The 12,829-nt window shown below is 44.1% G+C and carries 10 protein-coding genes; all 10 read right to left on the reverse strand.

Annotated elements, in window-relative coordinates; genetic code table 11:
• Positions 1-4 precede the first annotated feature (4 nt).
• The 10 genes from NFS18_RS03335 to NFS18_RS03380 all read right to left on the reverse strand — a co-directional run bounded on the left by NFS18_RS03335 (position 5) and on the right by NFS18_RS03380 (position 12,708).
• Positions 5-1,489, reverse strand: a complete 1,485-nt coding sequence (locus NFS18_RS03335; protein WP_251387939.1) for a Gldg family protein — start codon at positions 1,487-1,489, stop codon at positions 5-7.
• Between the two features lie 23 nt (positions 1,490-1,512).
• Positions 1,513-2,379, reverse strand: a complete 867-nt coding sequence (locus tag NFS18_RS03340) for an ABC-2 transporter permease (RefSeq protein WP_251387941.1) — start codon at positions 2,377-2,379, stop codon at positions 1,513-1,515.
• On the reverse strand, positions 2,363-3,322 hold the full coding sequence (locus tag NFS18_RS03345) for an ABC transporter ATP-binding protein (RefSeq protein WP_251387943.1): 960 nt from the start codon (positions 3,320-3,322) through the stop codon (positions 2,363-2,365). The genes NFS18_RS03340 and NFS18_RS03345 overlap by 17 nt, the downstream gene beginning before the upstream one ends.
• Before the next feature lie 322 nt (positions 3,323-3,644).
• The gene (locus NFS18_RS03350) at positions 3,645-5,015 is read right to left on the reverse strand and encodes a DUF2130 domain-containing protein (protein WP_251387945.1); all 1,371 of its coding nucleotides are present in this window, start codon (positions 5,013-5,015) and stop codon (positions 3,645-3,647) included.
• A gap of 59 nt (positions 5,016-5,074) precedes the next feature.
• On the reverse strand, positions 5,075-6,778 hold the full coding sequence (locus tag NFS18_RS03355) for an ABC-ATPase domain-containing protein (protein ID WP_251387947.1): 1,704 nt from the start codon (positions 6,776-6,778) through the stop codon (positions 5,075-5,077).
• Between the two features lie 14 nt (positions 6,779-6,792).
• The gene (locus NFS18_RS03360; RefSeq protein WP_251387949.1) at positions 6,793-8,799 is read right to left on the reverse strand and encodes a DUF6449 domain-containing protein; all 2,007 of its coding nucleotides are present in this window, start codon (positions 8,797-8,799) and stop codon (positions 6,793-6,795) included.
• Positions 8,774-9,691: an ABC transporter ATP-binding protein gene (locus tag NFS18_RS03365; protein ID WP_251387951.1), complete on the reverse strand. Its 918-nt coding sequence runs from the start codon at positions 9,689-9,691 to the stop codon at positions 8,774-8,776. Before NFS18_RS03365 ends, NFS18_RS03360 begins: the two co-directional genes overlap by 26 nt.
• 34 nt (positions 9,692-9,725) lie before the next feature.
• Complete coding sequence (locus tag NFS18_RS03370; RefSeq protein ID WP_251387953.1) at positions 9,726-10,118, reverse strand: HI0074 family nucleotidyltransferase substrate-binding subunit; 393 nt, start codon at positions 10,116-10,118, stop codon at positions 9,726-9,728.
• A complete protein-coding gene (locus tag NFS18_RS03375) occupies positions 10,105-10,404 on the reverse strand; it encodes a nucleotidyltransferase family protein (RefSeq protein ID WP_251387955.1) in 300 nt (99 codons plus the stop codon). Before NFS18_RS03375 ends, NFS18_RS03370 begins: the two co-directional genes overlap by 14 nt.
• Positions 10,405-10,593: 189 nt before the next feature.
• Positions 10,594-12,708 carry a glutamine synthetase III family protein gene (locus tag NFS18_RS03380; RefSeq protein ID WP_251387957.1) on the reverse strand — a complete coding sequence of 705 codons (2,115 nt, stop codon included), beginning with the start codon at positions 12,706-12,708 and terminating at the stop codon, positions 10,594-10,596.
• Positions 12,709-12,829: the final 121 nt, after the last annotated feature.

Consider the following 12,829-nt stretch of genomic DNA (forward strand, 5'->3'; position numbering starts at 1 on the left):
TACCCTATGCCCTCCTTCTCCTGAACCATACAACAAATCCGCTGATCAAGATTAAAAGGGGAATTCCAAAGATAACAAACAAACTGAACAGCCCAATGTGCTGCACTGTATTGTATTCTACATCCAGGCTCTTCGGCTCAATAAAAATATTTTCTACACCATCGAAATTCTCTGTCACCGCGTTCATGAATACCGTTGTATTTTCCAGTGTGGTAAATGTATCTGTAATCTGGGAATCTATTAAGCTGCCTGCGGAAATCACAGTAAATCTGCTTTCTTTTGCCTCTGCCGCAGTCTTAGAATCTGTATCATTCTCTGCTGTCCCGGAATCTTCTGTCTGCTCTTTATCCGCATCATCCTCTACATCCTGGCTCTTCACCTGTTCTGTCGCTGCTGCTCCAAATACATAGGTTCCTGCTGTCTGATCTTCTTCCGTAACCGCATATGCATTGGCAGAGCTGCTCATAAATGCGGATGTACGGATTGTATCACGCACAGGATCTGTCAATGTAATTCCATGTGCATTGGTCACAAGCACCATCTCTGAACTGATTCCGTCATCCATTCCTCCGGACAGCAACATTTCCGGGAAAAGATAATAGTAATTTCCCTGATAGCATCTCTCCGGATCCGCAATATATCCGTCTACAGATTCCATTCCATAGTCCTTCATCAATGCTGATAAATTGGTCAGTCCTGTACTATTTGTATCTCCCAGAAGAAGCATCACGCTGCCGCCCTGTGCCAGGTAATTTTCTACGGCAGTTTTCTCATCCCAGGTCAGATCTTTCGTCGGGGCATTTATCAAAAGCAATTCACAATCATCTGGAATTTCTCCTGATATCAAGAGATTCAATTCGGTCACGCTGTAATTATTTTTATCCATCAAATCATTAACTGTCAAAGACAGTGTTGTCTCTCCATGACCGGTCGTTCGGTATATCTGCTTCTGAGTATCATTTACCACATAATTAACAGCACTGGTCAACTGACCTTCCCCGTCAAACTCAGATTCAGAATAACTGCCCGTATAATAATACGAGTACATATCCGTCACGATAATATCGGCAAATGCCACTGCTGTAGATTTTCCGGTATCCTCACAGGAGATTATAATTGTATTTTCTGATGTCTCATATTCTGTCAGTACAGACGGATGAAGTACTGGATCAATCCATTCCACAGAAATATGTTCAGACAAGCTGCTATATTTACTGATAAAGGTACAGATTCTTTCATCAGTATCTTCTTTCACCGCCAGAACTGTCATCTTCACTTCTTTGTCCAATTTTCCCAGCAGATCTTTACTTGTATCTGTAATCTCATATATCTTTGTACTGCTCACATCAATATTCCGATATTTTTCCGGAAACTGCCCTATGATCAGATTCAGTACAACAACAATCGCCACAACAACTGCCGCCATTCCCACGCTGTATGCGCCGTGTCTGGTTCCTGACGTTTTAAATAAAGTTCTTATTTTTTCCACGTTCCCATCCTCCAACTTTCCTCTCAACTCCAACGTCTCTTCTGAATTGCCTGCACTGTAAGGAAAATAAATATTGCGATTGCTGACAGATACAGTACAATTCCACTGACATCTACGATGTTATTCTCCGTAATCCCCGTAAATACATTTGCAAGGGCAAGATTTCCCAACAGCTTAGACAGAAGATTTTCAAACAGGCTGGATTTTACAAAATATGCTGCTGAACACCCAATCACGATCACCGCTTCACTTGCTCCGCAAAGCACCCAGTTGGAGGTCATTTGCCAGAGATAAAGTACGAACAGACTTAAAATCACAATCAGCCCCAGCATACAGCTCAATGCAGAAGACGGCAGAAATCCCATCAGTCCATCCCATAAATACAGAGCCAGCAATACGCCGAAGGTACTGATAAACGCAATAATCTGGCTTTCTGTCAGAGCAGATATGAACATACCGATGGCGATATACACACAGCCCAGAAGAAAAAATACAAAGATAGATATATAATCTATTTTTAAATAGGCTGTTCCGTTCAACTTAATCATCAAAGGGAACAAGCAAAAGATAATATTTGGGATTGCTACAACTGTCGCCATCGCAAAATATTTTCCCATGACAATCTTGGTCAGGCTGACCGGAGCCGTCAAAAGAAGCTGGTCCGTCTTATTCCTCCGTTCTTCTGCTAAGCTCTTCATTGTAATCAGTGGAATTCCTACAATAAATACAATCAGGGAGCCGGACAAGGTGTAGGAAAAATACGGATATCCGGCGGTTAAGTTGTACGCTGTAAAATAAATTCCTGTGAATGCTACAAGAAATGCTACAAACACACATCCCGTCATAGATTGAAAATAAGATTTTACCTCTCGCTTATAAATCACCCTCATTTGTCACGTCCCCCTTTCCCTGTGTCAGTTCTATAAATACCTCTTCCAGACTGACCTCCGCCGTCTTCATCATCAATAGCGGGATTTTCTTCTCTGAAAAAGCTAAAAATACGGCTTCCCGGATATCCGATCCTGCCTCCGTCTCAATTCTGACACAGGTCGTTCCTGCTTCACTCTGTTCGATCTGAACGGATTCAATCCCAGCAATCGGCTCGAGAACCCCCTGTACAACATCAAAATCTGCCCTTGTCTCAATTTCAAGACTTTCCATACCATTCCTCAGCCGTTCCAGATTGTCCGGCGTATCGCTTGCCACTAATTTCCCTTTGGAAATAATCAGTATGTAATCACATACTTCCCGCACTTCGGCAAGAATGTGTGAACTCAAGATCACGGTATGTTTTTCAGACAGATTCCGGATCAACTCTCGAATCTCAATAATCTGTTTCGGATCCAGTCCTACAGTCGGCTCATCCAGAATAATAATGTCCGGAAATCCTAAAATTGCCTGCGCCAGACCAACTCTTTGGCAATACCCTTTGGAAAGATTTCGGATCAGACGATGCTGTACTTCCATCAATTTCGTCAGGCTCATCACCTCTTCGATATCGGATTGTCTGTTCTCTTTTGGCAACGCCTTTAACTCTGCGGCAAATTCCAGATACTCCATGACTGTCATATCTGTATAGAGAGGCGGAATCTCCGGCAGATAACCGATATGTTTTTTTGCCTTTTCAGGTTCTTTTAAAATATCATGGCCATCAATCAGCACTTCTCCTTCTGTCGCCCCAAGATATCCTGTCATAATGTTCATAGTAGTGGACTTTCCCGCGCCGTTAGGTCCCAAAAAACCGTAGATCCTGCCCGGTTCTAATTTAAAATCCAGTCCGTCCACTGCCAGATGACTGCCGTATTTCTTTACCAGATGTTTTACTTCAATCAAATTCTTACCTCCCTGTTCTTTCAATCTGTCTTTTCGATTCTGTTCTTTTAGTTACTGTGCACAGCAGCAGGCTGTGAACAGTAACTCTTTTATCCTGTCATTTCATTCTGTACTTTGGTCCATATCATACATACGAACTGACCACTCAAAAAAAGAACATTTTTATGGTAAATAGATTTTGTGACGTTTCTGTGAGTGAAATGTGATAACAATATGTGGAAATTCTGAAAAAAATGTGGCTGAAAAATGAATTGGCATAGAAGAAAAATACCACCTGCCGTTTACCGGCTGATGGTATTTTACAATATTTCTTATAAATTTCTTACGACGGATCTTCTAACTGATCAAACATTTCTTTCATCGTGGGCGCATTTTTCGTCAGTTTCTTGATACTCAAGTCCTCCGCTTTGTTATTGGCAAGACGCAGATTATTTTCGGAAGAAAGAAGCGCCGCCCTCGTCTTCTGTAAATGTTGGATCGTCTTGTCTATCTCATCGATCGCCGTCTTGAACTTGTCGCTGGCTATCCGATAATTTCTCGCAAATCCTTCTTTAAAGCTGTTCATATTTTCTTCAAAATGTAAAATATCAATCTGCTGGTTCTGTACGATCCGAAGTTCCTGCCGATACTTCAAAGAATTCAACGCCGCGTTGCGCAGAAGTGTGATCATCGGAATAAAGAACTGCGGCCGTATCACATACATTTTCTCATACTTATAAGATACATCTACGATTCCGTTGTTATACAACTCATTGTCAATCTCAAGCAAAGAAACCAGAACCGCATATTCGCAGCCCTTTTCCCTTCTGTCCTTGTCCAGCTCTTTGAAGAAATCTTCATTCTTATGCTTGGTAGCTGTTTCATCCATCTCGTTTTTCATTTCAAACATGATGGAAATGAACTCAGTTCCATCCTCAGATGACTCCCTGAAAATAAAGTCCCCTTTACTTCCGCTTCTGGCATCGTTATCCTTTTCAAAATATGCCATCGGAAAGGCTGTCATCCGAATCTGATTGAACTGATTCATACAATGCTGCTCCAGACTCTCTCCCACCATCTTAGTGGACTGTCTTGCCTTGAAATCCTTGTAATATTCAATCTGCTCGTCCTTTAATTTCAGCTTGTCTTCATACTGTACCTTAAGGGATTGTTCTTTTAACTTTCCTTCTGCCTCCTTGCTGGAGATCTGACCTCTTAACTTTGTAATCTCCGTCGTTTTCTCGGACAGCTCTCTTTCCTTTTCCTGAACTGCCTTGGAAACAGCCAGTTCTTTCTCTGTTTTCCCGTTCTCAATCTGTGCTCTTAGCTGTTCGATCAGCCGCTCTTTTTCTGCAAGTTCTTCCGCCTTTTTTCCAAGCGCGGTATCTCGTTCCTTTTCTTTTTCACTGACAGCTTCATTGACTGCAAGTTTTTTCTCTATTTCACTTCCTGAGATCTGTGCACGAAGCTGCTCGATCACTGCATTTTTTTCCACAAGTTCTTTCTCTTTATCAGAAAGCGCTTCTTTAAATTCCTTCTCCTGCTCCATATGGGCGATCTTCAGATCGTTTTCTTTTCTTTCAGCCAGCTCTTTCTCCCGGTTGAGGATCTCTTCCTTAAATTCGCTGTCCCGGACCTGACGGACGATCTGCGCATACTCTGATTCATCCACCTGAAAGACCTTGCCGCAATTCGGACATTTGATTTCCCGCATATAAACATCCTCCCTTTTCTTTTACAGTATAGCTGCCCCTATTGCATAAATCATTCCCATTATAATTCCATACTGCGGTACCTGTTCAGACACGCAAATATCTCCTGCTCCCGCGGCATTGCCATATTTGCCACGCTAGAACGGCTCTCACACAATCCCGCCAGACCGTCTTTCTCTATCTTTTCCATCAGTCTCTTCACTACATCCCGCACGGTTGTCCGTCCACTGAACAAATGCTGTTCCGCATACCTCACACAATATCCAAGAGCGCTTACCTGCTCACTGTCAGTCAACTGTTCCACATAACGCAGATCGATATTCTCCCGGTTGATCTGAACCGCTTCTTTTCCAAGCGTCTTCATCTTGATTCTGTCCTGTCCCCGGAATCCTTTTGCCTGTCCCGGGTATCGTTCAAATACAGGGGCGTCCGCAGGCTCTTCCAGTCCGGAAAGCGCCGGGAAATTCTCTGCCTCTTTTTTCGCAGATACCGTAATTTCTTTCGGCTCATATCTGTCCATCTGCACAATCGTATCCGCAATATGGAAATAAGCCCCGGAGCTTCCGGCAACGATCACCGTAGAAATGTCATATCTCTCATATAGTTCCCGGATCCGGTCAATAAACGGCGTGATCGGCTCCATATCCCGGTGAATCACACGCTGCATCAATTCATCACGGATCATAAAATTTGTTGCGCTGGTATCTTCATCTATGAGAAGGGCGCCTGCGCCCGCCTCCATTGCTTCAACCACATTTGCCGCCTGTGATGTACTTCCGCTGGCGTCCGCAGTATAAAATCCGCGCGTCTCTTTTCCATTGGGCAGATCATTGATAAACATGGAAATGTCTGTTTTCTTGATACTTCTGCCGTCCTCCGCGCGAATCTTCATAGCAGTAGAATCTGTGATCACATATTCTCTTCCGTCTCCGGCAATATGATTGTACACACCCAGCTCCAGCGCCTTCAAAAGGGTAGACTTTCCATGATAACCGCCGCCCACGATAAGGGTAATTCCTTTTCGGATTCCCATTCCCTTCAAGGCTCCATTATGAGGCAGATTAAGTGTCACTTCCATTTCCTTTGGGGAAATAAAAGGAACGGCACCGCGCATAGGACGCGCTGATACCCCGGATTCTCTCGGAAGAACCGCGCCGTTTGCTACAAATGCCACCAGCCCCTTTTCCTTCAACTGCTGCCGGATATATTCCTGATCTTCCGCCAGATCGACCACCCTTCGTACCCGCTTTTGATCCGCATTTTTATAAAACAACGACTGTTCCACACACTCAGGAAGGAAATCAAATAGTATCTTCTCCAGTTCCCGTGCATTGATTGTTCTTCCGTTTGCCGGAAATCCAATTTCCATCCGTAGAACAATATCCCCGCCTGCCGCATCCATCTGACATGCCGTACGTTCCAGAACCTCCTGCCCGCAGCGGCTGACTGAGATCAATCCGCTTTTTCCCGATCCTTTCGCTTTGAATGCAAACCTTTCCACCGCCCGACCAAATTGCCGGGTCAGATAGTCCTGCAGCGCAACTCTCTGTTGTTTCCCACAGAATAATTCCTTCGGAAATCCCGCAACACTTCCCTTTATATGGACACTGACCTTAGACGGGGACGCAAAAGGATCTCCCTGTACATGGTCGATAGACAGTGCATATCCCGGAAACTGGTACATACCTTTTGTGTCTTTATATGCGGGATAACCCTTATGATCAATTCGGTTTAATAAATTTCTTAATTCTGTTGATGTATGCATAATTTTGCTTCTCCCTATTCTTTCTCATAACATTCTACTAAGACCACTGCTCCCGATTCCGGATCGGTTACTTCTGCCTCTATTTCTGCCGCTGTATCCGCCGGACACAATAAAGGCTGGATACAAAACTCCTGTGGAATCAATCTGTCCTTCCATATGGCAATCTCTTCTTCCGTTTCATAACGCTGCATTGTTCTTCCACCGGCTTGTCCGGGCAATACAGGTCGTGACTCCCATACTATAACGGACTGCATCGGATAATCTGTCACCTTCTTTTGGACATTCACTCCATGTTCCTCTAAAAATGCAGCGCAATGTTCAAAAAACGGATAAATCAACGCTGTAATATGTCTGTCATACACTTCTGACTCAACTGCCAGACTCCCCACCGGAAGTGCAGTCTGTAGATCAGTCATTTCCAGCGTCTCTATATCACGCTTATATAATTCAAAGAATTCTTTCTTTTCCTCTTCTGTCAGCTTCAATATCCGCTCGCTTATCCCGTCATTCCATACAAATCTGGCGCCTCCTGCCACTTCCACATCCTGCGTGATCATTGGATATGCCGCCCGCCTGTATTCTTTCGTTTCATAGACGTCTGCAAATTCAAGGAACATCGCTTCCGATACTGGATAGGTACGATAAACTTCGCTCCCGTTGGTTTTCTGAAAACAAACCGTTACCTTTGTATAGCTATTTTCCTGCTCCTTGCGCAGAAACCGTATCCATTGCATTGCGGCTTCTTTCCCGTCTTCCGACAGTTCAAACCGCTCCATCCTATAACCAGTCTCATCCCCCGCCAGACCGTTTTGCATATCTCTGAATGTTTCCGTGTCCATATCCAGTCCCGCCATGGCAATTCCTACGCGCTCCACCTCATTACTTTCTGGCAGATACCCATCATACCGCCCCGCACTCCCAGCCAGAATACATACGATCGCCGCTGCTGCTGCACACTCCCCTACGGGCAGCAGTTTTCCTTTTGCAAATGTTTGAACGGTATGACGCATATGATGTGTATGATACACCAGCCGTCTATAAATAAAATGCAGAAACAAGGCTGCCAGCATTCCTGCTGCCGCTAAAACCATAACTGTCAACAGCGGAGACATTTCCCCGATTCCCTCCACAGACAACAACAGTCCGCAGATTCCCGTTCCGGTTAATACAGCCAGTACAAACTCCGCCGCACGCGCCGCCATTGATACTGTAAAAATATGTCCCACGCTTTCCGCTTTCCGGCGCTTATGGACAACTTGCGCCAATGCGCCGAAAATCACGATCCATAACACTCCCGCCGCAAGCAGCATCGGTTCTGGCCTTGACTCTAAAAGCAGAAACTTTTCATAGATGTTCTGCCCCGTCAGATTATATCCCAATTTCCATGGAACCAGCGCTTTTTCCAGCATTTCCACTACAGGACTTTTGTAAAATGTCTCATAAAGCCGTTCCATAAATACCAGCCATACCTGTTCCAGAAAAAACTGAAAACCGTACAGGATCAGTCCCAGCATACAAAACGCAGCCACAAACTGCCCACAGACACACATCACAAAAATAGCAATATGATAAAACAGCAAAAATACCATACCGTACACCAGCATACTGCGGAATGTATATCCCGCGGAATACCCCATAAACAATGAGTCGATGCTGCTCTGGCAGATTCCGCAGACAAACATATAACAGAACATAGGAACCAGACCATGAAACACGCCATGCAGATAACGGCTGTAGAATATTGTACTCTTCTTCACCGGAAGGCTAAAATAAAAATCCTGTTTTCTTCCTTGCAGCAAATACGCAAATTCCACAAATCCAATGCCGATTCCCAGACCAACACAAAACAAAAAAAGAGACATATTATTTCCCATTCCGAAAAAAGTATCCAGCAGGTCAAACTGTAATTGGAGTAATTTCCCTCCAAGCAGCAGCCCATAACCGCCCCACGACAAGACTGCCGCCAGATGCCCCCGCCCGGCTTCTTTCATCCAGTTAATGTAAGACCTTCCTGATGTCATAGCCACTTTCCTCCATTTCAATGATAAATATCTCTTCCAGCGTCATAGACATCTCCTTACAGAAAATTGGGAAATATTCTTTCATTTTACCGCTCAGTTTCTCTGCCTTTTCGTTTCTTACGATCAGCGTCACAAAACAGCCTTCTCTTTGACATTTCACAATATCTAGCTCCTTTTGAAGCAACGCTTCCCGCTCGCCCCATTTCTCACTATCCACAAATACACACTGGAATTTGTGAATATGGCTAGTCCGTTCTTCCATCACGCCAGAGGAAAGCAGTCCGCCCTTATGCAGGATTCCAATCTGTTCACAGATATCCTCCAAGTCCCGCAGCTTGTGAGATACGACCACAACTGTAAACTGCCGTTCCCGCATTGCCTCCCTGATTAAATTCTTCATCACTTCGGTCACGATAGGATCCAGTCCGTCAAATACCTCGTCACAGAGCAGATATTTTGTGTTGGCACAGAGCGCCAGTATCAAGAAAGCCTGACGTTTCATTCCCTTGGAAAATGTACGAAGCGGCTGACTCACATCCAGATTCAGCATTTCTGCCATGACGCGTACCCCGTCCACGTCCATCTGCTGATACTGCTTTGCATAGAATACCGCCATATCTTCCATATTCGCATTTGGAAAATAATAAGGCGTATCCGGCAGATAAAAAAAGAGGCTTTTACATTCAGGATTGTCATAACAGGATTCTCCATCCACATAAATCCCGCCTTCATCCGCCTGTAAAATCCCCGCGATCAACCGTAACAGCGTACTCTTCCCCGCCCCGTTGGTTCCCAGCAGTCCATACATAATACCGTCCTCGATTGAAATAGATACATGGTTCACTGCACAGACTGTATCAAAATTCTTTGTCATGTTTTTTATCTGAATCATCCTCTGTTTCCTCCCGAATTGTTGCTGTTCCTTTTCAATCCGACCATCTGTTATCTATCTCATCTTTCAATTCCAGGAACATCTGATAAAAATTATCTTTTGTCTGTTGAACAATATCTTGTGCCACTTCTCGATTGTACGCATGTGCAACATTATTTCTTGCCTGAAGCGCTTCCATCCATAAAGCCTCATCTTTCAACATCCCTGCTTTATATGCCGTCTTCAATATCATCTTGGGAGAGCCTGTCGCACTTTCTTCATATCCATGCCTTCTCAGAACCTCTTTTACCATTTTCCAGGACTGTTCAAAACAGATTTCATATAATCCGACCAATCCTGTAAGAACAACATTATCATATGGTTCTTCATAATGATAAATGTCTTTCATATTAGATAATGCAGAACAAAAATTTTCATATTTTTTCATATAATACACTCCCCTCCTCCATAATTGACTCCAAAAGCTCTTTTTGCACACTTCCTTCTAAATCTACAATATCATATTCCAATAATGTAGAAGTTTCTTCATCCACATCCAGCGCAAACCCCGGAATATCTCCGCCTTTCACAGCCAAATCAATATCACTGGTCCGCTTATAATCCCCTCTTGCCCTGGAACCAAACAAAACAACTTTTTCAACTCCATATTTCATTGCTAGTTTCTTTATCTCTTCTATAACTTCTACTCTAATTCCCGTGTTCATATGCTCCATAAAACAATCTCCTCGGAAAGCTTTTTACAGATTTATAATATCTTTCCCTATTTTACCAAAAGTACGGGAAAAAATCAAAAAAGTCCCCTCAAGGGATTGTTATAGGAGAAAGAACCCAGTTACTTTTCGCCACTTTTCTCTCTTGATTGGACTTTTATATGCTCTGATATTGATATATATATTTCTTAATTACACTTCAAACATCAGGTCTCCATAAGACGGCATCGGCCATACGTCCTTATCCACGATCATCTCCATCTTATCTACCGGAGTACGAAGCGCATCCATTACCGGAATCACAGATTCATAATAGAACCGTGCCTGATCTGGTCCCTCTGCCATTGCAGATGCCTCTTCTGTAACCTTCTCTAAAGTACGCAGCGCATCTCTCGTCTCTTTCAGAAGGGCAGAAACTTCTTTCAAAATCTCACTTTGTACATCTGCGTCTGCCCCCGCCTCCTTCACTGCGATCACAGTGTCTGCCAAAGTCTTTGTATATCCGATAAATGCCGGAAGGAATTGCTTGCTTGCCATGTCGATCATGGTACGAGCCTCAATGTTAATGGCTTTTGCATATGCCTCATACTGAATCTCTGCACGGGACTCCAGCTCTGCCCTTGTAAATACATTGAAACGTTCAAATAATTTGACTGCCTTCTCCGTTACGATCGCCGGTATCGCATCTACCATAGACCTGATATTCGGCAGACCGCGGCGCTCTGCTTCTTTGACCCATTCCTCTGAATATCCGTTGCCGTTGAAAACAATCTCCTGATTTTCAATGGCATATACTTTTATCAAATCATGTACCGCCTTGTCAAAGTCATCTGCTTTTTCCAAAATATCGCATGTATCTGCAAACGCTTCTGCAACGATGGTGTTGAGTACAATATTAGAATTGGCAATAGAATCCCTGGAACCAACCATACGGAATTCAAATTTGTTTCCCGTAAATGCAAATGGAGACGTACGGTTGCGGTCTGTAGCATCTTTATACAAATCCGGAAGTGTCGTCACTCCTGTACGCAACGTGCCGCCCTTGATACTATGCGTCGCTTCTCCTGTGCTTACAAGCTGTTCTAACACATCCTCGAGCTGCTCCCCTAAAAATACAGAAATAATTGCCGGCGGAGCCTCATTTGCTCCGAGACGGTGGTCATTTCCCGGATCTGCGGCAGACTCACGCAGCAGATCGGCATATTTATTAACTGCTTTTAAAATACAGGTCAGTACCAGCAAAAACTGTGTATTTTCATGCGGTGTCTTTCCCGGATCCAACATATTGATCCCATCATCCGTGATCAGGGACCAGTTATTGTGCTTACCTGACCCATTGACCCCCGCAAACGGTTTCTCATGCAGCAGACACTTCATCCCATGCTGTCCCGCTACACGTTTCAATGTCTGCATGACGATCTGGTTGTGGTCTACGGCAATATTTGCCTTGGTATAAATAGGCGCCAGCTCATGCTGTGCCGGAGCCACTTCATTGTGCTGTGTCTTAGAGGACACCCCTACCTTCCAAAGCTCGATATTCACATCACGCATGAAAGAAACTATTCTCTGACGGATTGTTCCAAAATAATGATCGTCCAACTCCTGTCCCTTTGGCGGCATGGCTCCGAACAAGGTACGGCCGGTATAGATCAGATCCTTTCTCTGCAAGAACTTCTGTGCATTTACAAGAAAATATTCCTGCTCGGCTCCGACAGACGGAGTTACCTTCTTAGAAGTTGTATTCCCAAATAAACGAAGCAGACGCACGGACTGCTTATCAATTGCTTCCATAGAACGCAGAAGCGGTGTCTTCTGATCCAGCGCTTCCCCCGTATAGGAACAGAATGCAGTCGGAATACAGAGCGTTGCCCCGCCTGCGTCCTGTCTTACAAATGCCGGCGACGTGCAGTCCCACGCAGTGTATCCGCGTGCCTCAAACGTTGCGCGCAGTCCTCCCGACGGAAATGACGACGCATCCGGTTCTCCCTTGATCAATTCCTTTCCTGAAAATGTCATCAGAACCTTTCCATTTGCCATTGGAGCTGAAATAAAGGAATCATGTTTCTCAGCAGTCACACCTGTCAACGGTAAAAACCAGTGGGTATAGTGGGTTGCTCCCTTTTCAATCGCCCATTCCTTCATCTCATGGGCAATAACATCCGCTGTTTCAATATCCAGCTCTTTTCCCTCTTCAATCGTTTTTTTTAGATTTTTATATACTTTGTTCGGCAGTCGTTCCTGCATGACTTTGTCATTAAATACATTTTCACCAAATATTTCTGCTACATTGATTTTTTCAAGACTCATATAAATTCCTCATTTCCCGGCACTCTCATCCCTAAATTTATGTAAAGAGTATACTCTAACCAGCAAAAAAAAACAAGAAGAAAATAAGTCCTGCCAGAATTGCCTTCTGACAAGACTTACT

The organism is Mediterraneibacter agrestimuris (genome assembly GCF_943193195.1).
In the GTDB taxonomy this organism is placed as follows: Bacteria; Bacillota; Clostridia; order Lachnospirales; family Lachnospiraceae; genus Schaedlerella; species Schaedlerella agrestimuris.